Origin of the sequence: Exiguobacterium sp. s146, assembly GCF_018618415.1 — a bacterium.
Lineage (GTDB): Bacteria > Bacillota > Bacilli > Exiguobacteriales > Exiguobacteriaceae > Exiguobacterium.
Map to the genome: position 1 here is coordinate 57,752 of NZ_JACSMA010000001.1, position 15,476 is coordinate 73,227.

The 15,476-nt window shown below is 54.2% G+C and carries 16 protein-coding genes and 1 riboswitch; of the genes, 14 read left to right on the plus strand and 2 right to left on the minus strand.

Annotated features, from left to right (window positions below):
* Positions 1-67 precede the first annotated feature (67 nt).
* The 13 genes from KNP83_RS00405 (at position 68) to KNP83_RS00465 (ending at position 12,832) form a co-directional block, all read left to right on the plus strand.
* Positions 68-1,237 carry a GAF domain-containing protein gene (locus KNP83_RS00405; RefSeq protein WP_214759018.1) on the plus strand — a complete coding sequence of 390 codons (1,170 nt, stop codon included), beginning with the start codon at positions 68-70 and terminating at the stop codon, positions 1,235-1,237.
* Positions 1,238-1,241: 4 nt separating this feature from the next.
* The gene (locus KNP83_RS00410) at positions 1,242-2,180 is read left to right on the plus strand and encodes a tetratricopeptide repeat protein (RefSeq protein WP_214759020.1); all 939 of its coding nucleotides are present in this window, start codon (positions 1,242-1,244) and stop codon (positions 2,178-2,180) included.
* A complete protein-coding gene (locus KNP83_RS00415; RefSeq protein ID WP_214759022.1) occupies positions 2,162-4,009 on the plus strand; it encodes a DUF2194 domain-containing protein in 1,848 nt (615 codons plus the stop codon). The genes KNP83_RS00410 and KNP83_RS00415 overlap by 19 nt, the downstream gene beginning before the upstream one ends.
* Positions 4,006-5,424, plus strand: a complete 1,419-nt coding sequence (gene pelF, locus KNP83_RS00420; RefSeq protein WP_214759024.1) for a GT4 family glycosyltransferase PelF — start codon at positions 4,006-4,008, stop codon at positions 5,422-5,424. The genes KNP83_RS00415 and pelF overlap by 4 nt, the downstream gene beginning before the upstream one ends.
* A complete protein-coding gene (gene pelG / locus KNP83_RS00425; protein WP_214759026.1) occupies positions 5,405-6,853 on the plus strand; it encodes an exopolysaccharide Pel transporter PelG in 1,449 nt (482 codons plus the stop codon). Before pelF ends, pelG begins: the two co-directional genes overlap by 20 nt.
* A 62-nt stretch (positions 6,854-6,915) precedes the next feature.
* Positions 6,916-7,020, plus strand: a riboswitch (TPP riboswitch).
* Between the two features lie 81 nt (positions 7,021-7,101).
* Positions 7,102-7,776 (plus strand): thiaminase II, encoded by a 675-nt coding sequence (gene tenA / locus KNP83_RS00430; protein ID WP_214759034.1) that lies wholly within the window; start codon positions 7,102-7,104, stop codon positions 7,774-7,776.
* Entirely contained in the window at positions 7,773-8,561 is a 789-nt protein-coding gene (gene thiM / locus KNP83_RS00435; RefSeq protein WP_214761582.1) for a hydroxyethylthiazole kinase, read from the plus strand. Before tenA ends, thiM begins: the two co-directional genes overlap by 4 nt.
* A complete protein-coding gene (gene thiD / locus KNP83_RS00440; protein ID WP_214759036.1) occupies positions 8,558-9,397 on the plus strand; it encodes a bifunctional hydroxymethylpyrimidine kinase/phosphomethylpyrimidine kinase in 840 nt (279 codons plus the stop codon). Before thiM ends, thiD begins: the two co-directional genes overlap by 4 nt.
* Complete coding sequence (thiE, locus tag KNP83_RS00445) at positions 9,369-10,007, plus strand: thiamine phosphate synthase (protein ID WP_214759038.1); 639 nt, start codon at positions 9,369-9,371, stop codon at positions 10,005-10,007. Before thiD ends, thiE begins: the two co-directional genes overlap by 29 nt.
* A 23-nt stretch (positions 10,008-10,030) precedes the next feature.
* Complete coding sequence (locus tag KNP83_RS00450) at positions 10,031-10,666, plus strand: SDR family oxidoreductase (RefSeq protein WP_214759040.1); 636 nt, start codon at positions 10,031-10,033, stop codon at positions 10,664-10,666.
* 134 nt (positions 10,667-10,800) lie between these two features.
* A complete protein-coding gene (locus KNP83_RS00455; RefSeq protein ID WP_251139140.1) occupies positions 10,801-11,859 on the plus strand; it encodes a PAS domain-containing protein in 1,059 nt (352 codons plus the stop codon).
* A complete protein-coding gene (locus KNP83_RS00460) occupies positions 11,852-12,301 on the plus strand; it encodes an OsmC family protein (protein ID WP_214759042.1) in 450 nt (149 codons plus the stop codon). The genes KNP83_RS00455 and KNP83_RS00460 overlap by 8 nt, the downstream gene beginning before the upstream one ends.
* Positions 12,302-12,391: 90 nt before the next feature.
* The gene (locus KNP83_RS00465; protein ID WP_214759044.1) at positions 12,392-12,832 is read left to right on the plus strand and encodes a GNAT family N-acetyltransferase; all 441 of its coding nucleotides are present in this window, start codon (positions 12,392-12,394) and stop codon (positions 12,830-12,832) included.
* Here KNP83_RS00465 and KNP83_RS00470 read toward each other — a convergent pair whose 3' ends face one another.
* Positions 12,833-13,279, minus strand: a complete 447-nt coding sequence (locus tag KNP83_RS00470; protein WP_214759046.1) for a DUF4385 domain-containing protein — start codon at positions 13,277-13,279, stop codon at positions 12,833-12,835. It abuts the gene before it with no gap.
* Between the two features lie 67 nt (positions 13,280-13,346).
* Between KNP83_RS00470 and KNP83_RS00475 the strand changes: the two genes are divergently transcribed.
* On the plus strand, positions 13,347-13,895 hold the full coding sequence (locus KNP83_RS00475; protein WP_214759048.1) for a GNAT family N-acetyltransferase: 549 nt from the start codon (positions 13,347-13,349) through the stop codon (positions 13,893-13,895).
* Positions 13,896-13,936: 41 nt separating this feature from the next.
* On the opposite strand, the gene KNP83_RS00480 is transcribed toward KNP83_RS00475, so the two are convergent.
* Entirely contained in the window at positions 13,937-15,334 is a 1,398-nt protein-coding gene (locus KNP83_RS00480; RefSeq protein WP_214759050.1) for a 6-phospho-beta-glucosidase, read from the minus strand.
* Between the last annotated feature and the right edge of the window lie 142 nt (positions 15,335-15,476).

The following is a 15,476-nucleotide window of genomic DNA, read 5'->3' on the forward strand; positions in this document are numbered from 1 at the left end:
CGAGGAGGGGATTACCATTTTATACGCTCAAGACCGTCCATGGCTCAAATGGGTTGAGATTCTTGTCGTGTTCGTGCTATTGATTGGAATCGACCTGTTCTTTAATTTGGGCACGATTCAAAATGACTTAAACTTGTTTTATGCGGCCGCTATCTTATTCGCCTTACGATACGGCACGATCTTCGGCTTAATCAGTTTTGGCATCTTGCTCCTCTATAAAGTGTTATACACCGGTTTAATGGGAGGGGACATTTTCCTCTTGTTCTACGATACAAACTCACTTCTTACACTGTTTTACTACTTCGCCATCACCGTCATCGTCGGGTTGTTCAGTACCTCATTTCGAGAGCGTTATGAAATCAGTCAGTTCCGGAATGAGGAACTGAAAGATGAGAACACGTATTTGAAAGAGACCGTCGATTTACTCAACACTTCGCAAACCACACTTCGTCAAAAACTACTTCAATCCGAATACAGCTTGAACCAATTGTATGAACTTGCCGTCTCGCTCGACTTGCCGCACCCGGAACTGATTCGGAGCGAAACAATTCGCTTGTTGAAAAAGACGTTTTTGGCGAGCGATGTCGCAATTTACCACGTCGACCGCTCACAAAAATCGATGCGTCTCTTGATTCGCCAAACCGAGAAGAAAGAGTTTCCGCAAACTATTTTCCTTGATGAGGCGTCGAGTATGTTCAAACGGTTCTTCCAAGTCCAAGAGACGACACTCCGTCAGCTCGATGATGAAGACACGGACCCGATGTTGCTCGCGCCGATCGTTGTGGACGGACAGACGCGTGAAGTCGTCGTCATCAAGCGCTTGCCGCTCCGCAAATTGACGACCGATGACTTGCACGTCTTGAATATCTTGTTCTCGTGGATTGGGACACGCGTCCAAAACGCCGAGAACCTGATTCGCAAAGAGCAACACGAGAAGATGCATAAAGGTACCTCGTTCTATAAAAAAGAAGCGTTCACGGAACTTGTCGCCATTCAAGAACAAAAGAAACTTCACCACGGGCAACCGTATATCGTGCTCGATTATGCGCTCGGCTATGAACCGGTCTCACTCGAGAGTATCGAAGCCATCGTCCACTCGTATTTACGGGAAATCGATGTCGTCGGCTACGATCCCGAAGACAACAAGCTGTTGCTCTTGCTCCCTGGGACGAGTGAAGAACACCGTCAACGAATTTATGATCGGATCGAAGGGATTTTGATCCAGAAGGGAGTGTGACGGTATGGAGTCGACCGTTCGTCTCAGTTTGATTGGGATTTATGTCGTTCACACCGTGCTTGCCCTCGTCTTGTTAATCGCATTGAAACGAAAGATGAAAGCAGCGGACTATGGGGTCGTGGTGGCGGCCCTCAGTTTCGGATTGTTCCTCCCGTTCGCGGCCGAACTTGCCGTCTATGCGGTATATCGCTTGGCCGAGCGTTTCGGCCGGAGCGGTCTGATTGAAGACTATGACGACTATATCGACTTCAAAGTCGTCAACTATGAACAGATTCGACATGAAGCGAACAGCAGCACGCATTTGTTGCCGCTCACCGATGCCATAAATTCCAAAGATCCGGCCATCCGAAAGCATTCGATTTTGACACACGTCAACCAGTCAATCGACCAACAAGGGAAGTATTTGCAGATGGGGCTCGAGAGCACGGACAGTGAGACCGTCCACTATGCGGCGGCAACGATGAACATCTTGATCGACCAGTATGAACAAGAACTGAAGCTGGCGAAACGTGACTATGACTTGGGGAATCCCGATACGATTCAACGGCTCGCGACGATCTATAAACGGATGATTCACAGCGAGCTCATCACCGAGGTCATGTTGAAGGACAAACAGACGGCGTGGCTCGAAGAATTATTGAAGGCGAAGACGCTGTATCCACCGACTCCGTGGATTTATGAAGACTTGAACGGGATTTATCTCACGTTACAACGTCCGAAAGAGCAATTGCATATCTTGAAGGAGTACGTCCACCATTTCCCGGAACGAATCGAGGCCCATCTCATGCTCATCAATTTCTATTATGAGCGCGAGCGTTGGAACGAAGTGAAAGCGGTCATGTTTATGATGCAGACCCAGTTCTCGCTTGAGGATGTGCCGTATGAGTACCGACTGTTGTTTGAAGAATGGAGTGACACGACATCATGGAAAAACGAACTGTAATCTCATTCTCGCTCTTCATCGTCTTATTTCTAGTCATCGTCGGTGCGATTCAATACTTACGGATTCATTCGCTGCACACGTTGTTACCAAACGTCGCCGAGCAGCAGATGAATATCGATCAATTGAAAAGTGATGCGTCAGCGAAAGCGGGCGAGCACCAACTTCAAATTTATCTCGTCCGGGATGAAGGGGATTTGGCGGTCGGGACGGCCGACAATCTGTTGCGCGGCTTACAATACGCGAAGCTCGACGTGCGAGAAGTCAGTCCTGGTGCCGTCGGGTCGATTGCGCCGTCTCCGTACACGATTATCATCTTTACCGGAGAGGATTCATCGAGATGGCCGTTCGTCGCGATGAAACGTTACGTCGAACAAGGCGGCAACCTCGTGTTCGCGAACCGGTTCAAAGACCCCGCCTGGAACGCGTTGACCGGGGTTGAAGAAATCGGAGAATATGTGCCGGACGTATACGGCTTGAACTTCGAGGAGACGATTTTCCCGGGTTATGTCGACTTGAATCCGCCGGACGATCTGTTCGTCCATAGTGTCGTCGACTTTGCCCTCGTGGATGAGGCCAACGTCATGTTGTCCGCCGAGGGTTTCCCGATCCTTTGGGAATATGAGGTCGGCGAAGGGAACGTGCTGTTCTGGAACACGACCATCACGAACCAAAAGATGATTCGCGGCTTGTTCGTCCAGACGCTCGGCACGATGCCGCCGGCGTTCGTCACGGCACAAGCGGCCATCAAACTCATGTATATCGATGATTTCCCGGCGCCGGTCATGGACGGGAAGATGAAGGACGTCTCCGCCACGCCGCTCGATAAGTCGGTCAAAGACTTTTTCGCCGAGGATTGGTGGGAAGACATGGTCGATTTAGCGAAAGATGATGACGTGATTTATACGGGGGCCATGATTGGGACGTATGAGGAAGAGATGGAACTCGTCGATGAGCAGTTGATTAAGCGCGGCGAGTTTCCGATGCTGTATTTCGGGCGCAAATTGATCGCGCACGGCGGCGAGATCGGGCTGCACGGCTACAATCACCAGTCGCTCGTGACGGCCGACGAACCGATCGACCCGACGTATGGCTATATCCCGTGGAAAGACAAAGAGGAGATGAAACGGTCGTTATTGCAGGCCGAATCCGTGTTCGCTAACTATTTCCCGGCCGAGACGCTCAAGTCGTACGTCCCGCCTTCGAACGCGCTCAACCGGACCGGGGTCGATGCGATTGCCGAGGCGTTGCCTGAACTTCGCACAATCGCCTCGCTCTACACCGGCGAACCGGAAAACGGGGACTTCGTGCAAGAGTTCGAGTTTGATGCGACGCACCCGAACCTCTACCATTTCCCGCGCGTGACGAGCGATTACGGGGAAGAGCGCGGCTCAATTTTCCAGATGGTCGATGCGATTGCCAACTTCGGCGTGTTCTCACACTTCATTCACCCGGATGATGTCATCGATCCCGACCGCGCCTTCGGTCGAGACTGGGATACGATGTTCACCAGCCTCCGTAAAATCGTCCATGACGTAAAAGACGAATATCCGCATCTTGAGGCGTATACGCAACATTACGCGACCGAAAAACTGATCACGTACCAACAAGCCGATTTGAACGTCACGTTCGATGAGTCGACCGTTTATTTGGCGGGGGAAGGGCTCGTCAACCCATCTCATTTCACGATTCGCCTGAAACCGGGCCAGTCACTCGAGACAGGAGAGTTCGAGTTCGGGACGATTGAACAATGGGAAGCCGATCGCCCGCTCTATCTCGTCACATTGACGTCGGCGAACGCTGAAATCGCCATCAAGGGGGAAGCGCAATGAAAATCGGACTCGTCTTAGAGGGCAGTTATCCGTACGTGAGCGGCGGTGTCTCGAGCTGGACGCAGACGTTAATCGAAGCGATGCCTGAAGTGTCGTTTGAAATCATCTCGATTCAACCGACCGAGAAACGACCGGAAGACATGAAATATGTGTTCCCTCCGAACGTCTCCGGCATCACCCATCTGTATTTGAACGATGTGGGCGAACGAGCGAGGGGGCGATTGAAGTGGGACGCCGACGACGAGCAGAACGTGTCGGACTGGCTCATGTTGAGGAGTCCTAACCGACAGGCGCTGCGCTTGCTCGGAAAAGAAGTACCTTCGAGCGAGGCGTTCTTCGCGAGTGAGTTCTTTTGGCGTAACGTGAAGGCCGCCTACGCCGAAGAGATGAACGGGGGCTCGTTCATCGACTATTTCTGGATGTGGCAAAGCATGTACACCCCGATTTTACGGGTGCTCCATCAGCCGCTCCCGAAAGTCGACCTCGTCCATTCCGTATCGACAGGTTATGCCGGGGTGGTCGCGTCTTACATGAAAGAGACACAAGGAATCCCGTTCATCTTGACCGAGCATGGCATCTATTCCCGCGAGCGCGAAGAAGAGATTTTACAGTCGTATTGGATTCCGGCACCGTATAAGCCGAGATGGGTCCGCTTCTTCCACCATTTGTCACGCGAGGCGTATAATGCGGCCGATGAGATTATCACGTTGTTTGAGCGGAATCGCGAGTATCAGGAATGGATTGGGGCCCCGAGCGAGAAGACGAAAATCATCGCCAACGGGATTGCCGACCGGCAAATCCAAGCGGCGGTCGATCGGCCGGAGCACGACCTGTTTCAAATCGGCGCGATTGTCCGCCTCGTCCCAATCAAAGACTTGAAGACGATGATTTACGCCGCCAAGATTTTGCAGGAGCGGCATCGTCTGTTCAAACTGACGATCATGGGTCCGCTCGATGAGGATGAAGAATATGCGGAAGAGTGCCAGCTGCTGATCGAACAGAGCGGATTGAGCGATTATGTCGAACTGGTCGGGAAAGTGGACGTCCAAACGTATTTGCCCACCTTTGATTTGCTGCTCCTGACGAGCATCTCGGAAGGCCAGCCGCTCGCGATTCTCGAAGGGATGGCCGCCGGAATTCCGTGGGTCGCCACCGATGTCGGCGCTTGTTCCGAACTCTTATATGGACGGGCGGATGACCCGTTCGGCCCGGCCGGTTTCATCGTGCCACCGGTTCATCCGGAAGCGGTCGCGGACAAGGTCGAATGGATGATGGATTATCCGCAGGAACGGATGCGGTTCGGCAAGAACGGACGGGAGCGGGTCCGCCAATATTATCGTCTCCAACAAGTCGTGGACCGCTATAAGGCCATCTATGAAGCGAGGAGGGAACAGTATGGCGGGCATCGGGTTTAAGTTACAGAAGTTGTTCCAAGAAGATTACTATTCGTCCCGACTGAAGGCGTACACGTTCTCGGGCCTCGTCACGTCCGGACCGTGGTTGATCGTCATCTTGGTCGTCGGTACGATTCAATGGTTGGCGTTCCAAATGCCGACGTTGTCGCTCGCCGAACGGACGCTGTTCATGATCTCGGTCTCGTACGCGTTCATCTTCTCGCAAATCTTGTTCAGCTTTCAACAGCTCGTCGTCACCCGATACGTGGCGGACTTGTTTTACGAGAAGAAAGCGCATGAGATTTTTCCGGTGTTCACCGGGATGCTCAAAGTGACGATTCTCGCCGCAGCCTTGCTGTACAGTATTTTTTGGCTGCTGTCGCCGCTCGATTTTCTGTACAAACTGACGTTGTTCGTCCTATTCATGACGATTAACGTCATTTGGGTCATGTTCTTGTTTTTAAGTGCCGCCAAGTATTATCAAGCGGTGGCCTATAGCTTCCTGCTCGGCGGCCTCATCTCGGTCGGAAGCGTGTATGCGATCAGTCGTCTCATGACCGACCCGTCGAGCCTCGAGTTGTTGCTAGGGTTCACGGTCGGGACGATTGTGACGTTGTTCGGGCTGTTCTTCGCGATGCTCCGGACGTTCCCGCTCCGCTATGCGGTGAAAGAGTTTTCGTACTTCAAGTACTTCGATCGCTATCCGGACTTGTTCGCCATCGGCGTGTTGTACGTGCTCGGGATTTGGGTGACGAACTTCATCATCTGGTTCGGCGAGGGACGTGTCATCATCGCGGACTCGTTCCTGTTCAACCCGTATTATGACACGGCCATCTTCTGGTCGTATTTGACGATTATCCCGACACAACTGTTGTTCGTCGTCGCCGTCGAGACGCGGTTTTATGAGCGCTACCGCACGTTTTATGGATTGATTAACTACGGCGGGGCACTCCATCAAATCGAGAAGGCGAAACAGACGATGACGTCCGTATTGAAAAACGAGTTGATTCGGCTCGCTCGGAGTCAAGGCGTCGTGACGTTGTTCGCCATCCTGATGGCGGGCGTGTTCGTCGGTTGGATTGGCGTCCCGGACGAGATTGGTCAAATCTTCCGGATGACGACGCTCGCGGCGTTCGCGAATGCGATGATTCTCATCTTGACGCTGTTGCTGCTCTATTTCGAGGACCGGCGCGGCGCGTTGTTCATCAATCTGTCCTTCTTCACACTGAACGCGTTGTTCACGTTGTTGCTCTTGCCCCGCGGCATCGATTGGTACGGTGTCGGCTTTGCCGTCAGCACGACCATCACGTTCTTTTTGGCCGGATTACGCTTGATTTATTACATGGGCAAAGTCGATTATTATGTGTTCGCCGCCTCGAACCGACGCAAGCTCGGCACGGAGCGATTCTCGCAAATGGGAACGTCGTTGAACCGTCGATTCTCTCGATAAAAGGGTTTTCAGTACGAAGAAAGACTGATATGATGTGGTCGTAGACGACCGAATTTCATAATGTTTACCACTAGGGGAGTCGCGTGACGCGGCTGAGATGGACGAGGTCCAGACCCTTTGAACCTGATCTAGTTCACGCTAGCGTAGGGAAGTGGGCGAACCGATTGTTCTCGTACACTTTGTGTAAATCCGACGCCGCTTCCGTTATGGGAGGCGGCGTCTTTTTTAATCACAAAGGAGGAGAAACGATGACATTCACCGCACATTTACGACAAGAGGCCGAAGCCTTGTTTCAAGCTAGTTTTGACCATCCGTTCGTCCGTGAGCTTGGAACGGGGGAACTCGACGAGGCCAAATTTCGACATTACGTCATGCAAGACTCGTACTATCTGAACCAATTCTCGAAAGTACAGGCGAAAGGCGCGACCCTCGCCCCGAACATGGAAGTGGCGAGCCGTTTTTTGACGCACGCCCTGCACACGATTGAAGCGGAGCATGCATTGCATCGTGAGTTCTTCACGTTGCTCGACGTGACGGAGGCGGAGTGGGCGACGTTCGAACCGGCCCCGACGGCTTATGCCTATGCGATGCACATGCAACAGGCCGGTCCGACGCTCGGTGATGTACTGGCGTCAATCTTGCCATGCTACTGGGTGTATTACGAGATTGGGGAGCGATTGAAAGATGCGACCCCGGATCATCCGATTTATGCGACGTGGATTGCGACGTACGGGTCGGAATGGTTCCGCGACCTCGTCGAGGAACAGATTGAGCGGCTCGACGTGCTCGCCGGGCAGGCGACCGCGGAAGAACGATTCCGGTATCAGCAACTGTTCTTAAAGAGCTGCTATTATGAGCACGCGTTTTGGGAGATGGCGTGGACGCTCGAGTCATGGACGTTGCCGACGGGGGTGAGACGATGAAGCGCGACTTGTGGGACAAAGTTAGAGCCCAAAGGCCACTCATCCACAACATCACGAATATCGTCGTCGCCAACTTTTCGGCGAACGGCTTACTCGCCATCGGTGCGGCCCCGGTCATGGCTTCCGCGATTGAAGAGGTGGCCGAGATGGCGTCTATGAGCGATGCGCTCGTGCTCAATATCGGCACGCTCGATGCGATGACGGAACGGACGATGATTCAAGCCGGGCAGGCGGCGAATCAAGCGGGTCGCCCGGTCGTCTTCGATCCGGTCGGGGTCGGGGCGACCGCGTTTCGGCGCGACGTCGCCAAGGCGATTCTAGAACATGTCCACGTGACGGTCATTCGGGGCAACGCTGGTGAAATCGCGACGTTAGTCGGTCTCGACACGGCAGCACGCGGCGTGGACGCAGGCGAAACACGAGATGATTTGAAGCAAATCGCGCGTGCGGCGGCTCAGCGTTACGACTGTGTCGTTGCCGTGACCGGCGAGACGGACGTCGTCAGCGACGGGGACGTGACGATTGAAATTAAAGGTGGAACCGAGGCGATGACCAGGACGACAGGGACCGGTTGCTTACTCAGTGCGGTCGTCGGTGCGTTTCTCGCGGTCGAACGTGACGCGGTCGCGGCCACGGCGACAGCGCTCGCCGGTTATGCCCGTTGCGGGGAACTCGCGACTGCTTTGGCCGACGGACCGGGAGACTTCCCGATTCATTTCTTGAACGAGCTCGGCAAGATGACGGCCGTCGAGCTACCGAGTGACCGGATTGAGGTGGTGTCATGACGCGGCCACAAGTGTTGACGATTGCCGGTTCGGATTCGGGTGGCGGTGCCGGAATTCAAGCAGATTTAAAGACGTTTCAAGAGCTGGGAGTGTTCGGGACGAGCGTCTTGACGGCCGTGACGGCCCAAAATACGCGTGGCGTGCACGGGGTCGAGGCGGTATCCCCGGAACTTGTGACGCAACAACTCGATGCGGTCGGGTCCGACTTTTCGATTGCCGCATGCAAGACCGGGATGTTGTTCGATGCGGCGCGAATCGAGGTCGTCGCTGCCGGGGTGCGTCGTCACGCGTTCAGACGACTCGTTGTCGATCCGGTCATGGTCGCGAAAGGTGGGGCCTCGCTGTTACAGGATTCGGCGGTCAAGGCACTTCAAACGTCCCTCTTGCCACTTGCGACCGTCGTCACACCGAACGTGCCGGAAGCGGAAGTGTTGACGGGGATGACGATTCGGACGTTTGAAGACCGCATCCAGGCAGCGGAACGGATGTTGGCGTACGGTGTCCATGCCGTCATTTTAAAAGGCGGGCACCTTGACGGCGAATCTGCGGACGATGTAGTCATGACGGCGTCCGAGACGTTCCTGCTGTCGGCTCCTCGAATCCAGACGAGTGACACGCATGGGACCGGTTGTACGTTCTCGGCGGCGCTCACGGCAGAACTGGCCAAAGGCCGATCCATCATCGATGCGGCGTTGACGGCCAAGCGGTTCATTCAAAGTGCCATCACCTACGGTCTCGATATCGGTGCCGGACATGGACCGACGAACCATTGGGCCTATGCGGTACATGGAGAGGCAGGTGTGACGATTGAATCCATCACGGCGAACCATCGCTGAGCAGTTACGGCTATACTTCATTTGCGGAACCGCGAACACGGAAGACATGATCCAGACGGTGGAAACGGCGCTCCGATGTGGCGTGACATGTTTTCAATTTCGCGAAAAAGGTAAACATGCACTGTATGGGGATAAAAAAGAAGCGATGGCGCGAGCGTTGCAAACACTTTGCCGCTCATACGATGTTCCGTTCATCATAAATGATGACGTCGCATTAGCAGCGCGCATCGATGCGGACGGCGTGCATATCGGGCAAGACGACGCCGAGGCCGCACGCGTTCGTGAACGAATCGGCCCGGACAAATGGCTCGGTGTCTCGGTACACACGCTCGAAGAAGCAGCGGCGGCGATTGACTATGCAGATTATGTCGGCATCGGTCCGGTCCACCCGACGAACTCGAAAGCAGACGCCGGGGCAGTCAACGGGACGGTGCTCATCCGCCAAGTCCGAGCCATGTATCGAGAGCTGCCAATCGTGGGGATTGGCGGCATCTTACCGGAACACGTCCCGATGATTCGGAACGACGGGGCGGACGGCGTCGCCGTCATCTCGGCCATCGCTTCTGCACCGGATGTGGCATTGGCCACACGGCGTTTCGCTTGTCTCTGAATTCAACTTGAGGAGGAAGACAGATGAACGTATTTGTAATTGGAGCAAATGGACAGATTGGGAAACAGCTCGTCGAACGATTGCACGAGGAAGGGAAGCATCAAGTCACGGCGATGGTGCGGAAACAAGAGCAACTCGACGACTTTACATCGAAAGGCTATCAAGCGGTGTTAGGCGACCTCGAAGGTGACGTCTCGTCACTGGAACAGGCGATGTCCGGCATGGACGTGATCGTCTTCGCGGCCGGTTCAGGTGGTAGCACCGGAGCCGACAAGACGTTGTTAATTGATTTGGACGGCGCAGCGAAAAGTATCGAGGCGGCTCAGGCGAACGGAAATGTGAAACAGTTCGTCATGGTCAGCGCCTTGAAGGCTGAAGATCGTTCGGCATGGCCGGAAGAGATGAAACCGTACTACGTCGCGAAACACCATGCGGACCGTCTGCTTGAAGCGAGCGGACTCACATACACGATCGTTCGCCCAGGTGCGCTGACAGATGATGCCGGCACGGGCAAAGTGAAAACGAGCGACGTCAAGACAGGAGAAATCCCACGTGCAGACGTAGCGGCCTTCTTGGCACACGTCATCGGGCATGACGCGGCCCATAATCAAACGATTGACCTCGTCAAAGGCGACACGGCAATCGAAGACACGCTATAAACGAGATGAAGACAGCGAGCGGACTTTGGTTCCGCTCGCTTTTTGTATGGATGTGGCCGCGCACTCGAGAAAGGATTCGCTACGACCGACAGAGAAAGTAAGAGATGGATTCGTTAGAAGAAAGGGGTCTATCCATGACCACATTATTTCTCTATATGGCCGTGTATTTATTACCGGCATTCTTATTGAGCCACCTGGCCCTCGATGTCTTGCTGCGCAATCCGCGCCAAGTCGAACATCGATTGCTCAGTCTGTTCGTATTTGGCTACGCGATGCTCTTCTTGGTCGAGTTCGGCCGCCATCTGTCGCCGATTGACGCGAGCCCGGCCTTCGTCACGTACTGGTTCGGCAATGCCGGCATTTTGATTTTCGTCTGTTCCGTCCACTTTATCGTCAAAGTGACGGGAGTCGGGGCGAAACTGCCGAAATGGCTGTACCCATATGTCATCTATTTGCCGCTCATCCCGGTCGCGTTGACGTTCATCCGTCAAGAGAACATCTTGAACAGTCAGCGCTTCGACCAAGTCGGTCCTTGGATTTACCCGGAGTTCAACGTGTCCTATTTGACGACGATGACGGTCGGGAACGTGTTCCATTTCTTGATTATCGTGTTGCTGATGTATGCCTTGAAGCGTGCGGATCGCCACGAACATCAACGGGTGCTCCGGATGCTCATTTGGACGGCGGTCGTCGTCCTCGTCTGGGACGTCATTTTTGGATATTTCCAATTCCGCGGCGTCATGCCGCCGTACGCCTATATGTACGGAGGCTTGGTCTGGACGGTCGCGCTCGTCGTAGCGATGAACCGGCTCGACTTCCTTGCCTCTTACGCGAAACGATACGGCACGCTCTATAACTTGAATCCGTCTGCCATCCTGCTCGTTGACGACACCGGTCGCATCGAGAGTGCCAACCCGGCCGCGCGGACACTGTTCCATACGGTACGGGTCGTCAATGAACGTTTCGTCGACTTGTTGCCGGAAAAGAAGCGAGACGAGTGGTGTGAGCACTACGCCCAACACTTCAACGCCCAAAAGAAGTTCCTCGAGTTCGAGACGAAGATTCAGACGAAATCGGGGCAAGAACGGTACGTCGTCATCGATGGCGATTTACGACGAGGTGTTACACGGTCCGAAATAACGGGAACGAAGAGTAGGATGACATCATTTTGGAGGAGGAGACGCGATGACTGAAAAACCATTGGTGACGATGCGTGCTGAAGGGGAAGCGACAAGTGTGAAGACGACCGTGCATGTGCGTGACTTGGAACCGTTTATCGTCGATGAGCCGGAACGACTAGGAGGGACGGATGCCGGGCCGAATCCGCTTGAATACTTGCTCGGTGCCTACTCATCTTGTACGACGATTATGATCGCCTACGTCGCCCAAGATCAAGACTTCAACTATGACGGCGTGACGTTCGTCACCGAGGGAACGCTCGACCCGCGCGGCTTCCAAGGAGTCGAAGGAGTTCGAACGTATTTTGAGAATGTGCACATCAAAGTGGTCCTCGACACGATTGAGTCTGATGAACGGATTGAGGCGTTACGAAAAGGCGTCGAGGCGCGTTGTCCGATTCATAATTTAATGCACGCGGCGGATGTCGAGCTTTCAGCGACATGGACGCGGAAATGAGAATGGGGCGACCCATTCTTTTTTTTGAACCGAGACAGGGAAACACCAACTGAGGGACGAACAACAACAGATGCGAGAAAGGAGTAGGTTATGCACATTCGACCGATGACACGACAAAACGCCCATGCCATCCAAGCGTGGGCGTATGAATCGCCTTATGACTTTTATAATCAAATCCCTTCGGTGGAAGGGGTGGACGAGTTGATGACGTATCACACGGTTCATGACGACGCGGGGCTGTTCGGCTTCTATTGCCTTGGTCCGTACGCGCAAGTCCCGAACTCGACTTACGCGTACGATGACGCCCATCTCGATCTCGGCCTCGGGATGCACCCCGACCGCACCGGGCGAGGACACGGGCGTTCGTTCGTCCGGTTGGTGATGCAAGAAGCGGTACGTGAAGGTAAGCCGCTCCGGCTGACGGTGGCCGCGTTCAACGAGCGGGCCATTCATCTCTATGAGCAGCTAGGGTTTCAACCGGTCGCGTCGTTTGAAAAAGGGACGACCTGTTTTCTCGTCATGACGCGATAGTCATCCGTACTGTTTCTGATGGGCTTTCTTTCGTTTCAAATAGTCTTCATCTGCCCGAAGCTGATCCCATCGCTCTTTGAAGATGCGGGCCGACTCCGCTTTTTCGTCATCGATTTGACGGTCGTGGATGTCACCGTTTTCCTTGTATTTGCGTCCTCCCTTATAGTTGGCGTAGCGTCTGGCCCGGGTATAACCCATCTGGATGAATTTACGGGCCATATCCATCCCGACAAAGTCATCGTTGGCCCGATACGCCTCGAACAGCTCCATAATCTCATCGGCGGACTGTTTGGCGATGGCGGGTGTCTTGAAACGCCAATGGGGCAGAATCTCGCTTTTATACGGTTCGACGAGCAGGACCCCTTGTTCGCCTCGTCCGACCCGATACAGCTCCGGGTGTTTGCGGAAATCAATCGTCTCAAAATCTAAATCATAATCAAACGGCATCGTCATCCCTCCTCATGGATTCATTCCCGGAACGAATCCGAGGGAAACGACAGAAAGGAAGAAGTAGATGATTCAACTTGATACAGACCGGCTCCAGCTGCGAGCGTTTCAACTCGAGGACGCGGAACAGATGTTTCGCTACGCGCAAGACGAGCGGGTCGGACCAAAAGCAGGATGGGCCCCGCACCAATCGGTCGAGGAGACGCGTGACGTCATCCGATTGTTCCAACAAGACCAAGACGTCTGGGCAATCACGTTAAAAGAGACAGGTGAAGTCATCGGCAGCCTCGGGTTGCACGACCGGCGTCCGGATCCTGAGATTCAGCATGATCGGCAACGCGAGATCGGCTATGTTCTCAGCCCGGACTATTGGGGGAAAGGGTACATCCCGGAGGCCGTTCACGAAGTGATGCGATATGGGTTTGATGATCTCGACCTCGAGCGCATCTGGTGCGGTCATTTCGACTTCAACGACCAATCGCGCCGCGTCGTCGAGAAGACGGGCTTTACGTACGTGTTCACGACGTCTCAACAGTTGACACGTTTAGATGGCCGTACGGTGCAGAGCCTCATTTACGTCGTGACGAAAGAGCAGTACGAACGTGTTAAAGCGTGAAGAAAAGCCAGCGTGTCGATTTGCGACGCGCTGGCTGTTTTTTATGCGTGTTCGATTGGACGGAGCGTTTGAACGACCTCGTCTTTAATCGTGACGCCGCTTGCTTCGAGCTCAGCAATCTTCTCGGCGAACTGCGGCAAATACGCTTTGTGGGCGATGAGCAGTTCATCGAGCACTCGTTTCGCTGTCTCGCCGCTCGGGATGAGCGGATTGATGATGAATGCTTGAAGGGCGAGCCCGTAGTCACCGGTAACAGCCGCTTCCTCCACGCACAGCTCCATGTTCTTCATGACTTGGAGCCATCCTTTCTCAGCCGGTGCGAGCGCACCGAACGCGATCGGTTTCGCGCCAGTCGCCCCGATATAGGCCGACACTTCGACGACGTCGTCCGGATGGAGGTCCGGGACGGCCCCGTTGTTTTTCGTCGAGACGACGATATGCGTGTTCTTGTTCGCATAAATCGAGGCGATCGTCTCACACGCCGCGTCCGAGTAGTGGGCGCCGCCGCGTTTCGACAACTGCTCCGGCTTATGGTCGAGGTTCGGGTCTTTGTACAGCTCGAACAGCTCCGCTTCCGTCTGCTTCACTTGCTCGGCCCGTGTCCCGACGGCCGGGTCGCGATATTCTTCAAGCATATGGGCAAGCATTTCCTCGGTACGGTAGTAATAGCGGTGATAGCCGCATGGAATCAGGTTCATCTGTTGCAGCTGTTCTTGGAAGAACGGCATATCGTGGATGTTGGCTGGAATCCCGGAGTCGCCGTCGTACATCTTGTCGATGATGTCGCGCGTGACGTCAGTCCCGTTCACGTCATGGACCCGGTGCCAGTGGAAGTGGTTCAAGCCAGCGAACGAATAAATCAACTCTTCCGGCTTCTTGCCGATCAGTTCTGGTTCAGCCATCATCGCGTTGACCGGCACGTTGCATAGACCAATCACTTTGTCCCATTGTCCATAGCGGATGACCGCGTCGGTCACCATGCCGCTCGGATTCGTAAAGTTGACGAGCCAGGCGTCCGGGCAGAGGCGCTTCATGTCTTCGACGATGTCGAGGATGACCGGGATTGTCCGGAACGCCTTCAAAATCCCGCCGGCCCCGTTCGTCTCTTGACCGACCATGCCGTACGAGAGGGGAATGCGCTCATCTTTAATGCGGGCGTCGAGCAAACCGACCCGGAATTGGGTCGTGACGAAGTCAGCGTCTTGCAACGCTTCCTCCCGGTCGAGCGTCAGATGGACTTTGACGTCGTACGGTGAGGCATCCCACATCCGTTGAGCCATCTGCCCGACGATGTCGAGCTTGTCTTTCCCGGCCTCGATGTCGACGAGCCAAATCTCGCGAATTGGTAATTCTTCATACCGTTTGATGAACCCTTCCATCAATTCTGGTGTATAGCTACTGCCGCCCCCGATGGTGACGAGCTTAATTCCGGTTGTCATATGAATCTCCTCCTTGTTTTGTTCACAAAAAATTAGAACATGTGTAAATGAAATCGTTCTTGTAAGGGATGTGCCTCGTTCCATTTCAGTATAGAATAGAGAAATATGAAGACAATAGATTCAAGGACAACTCCGAAAGCGT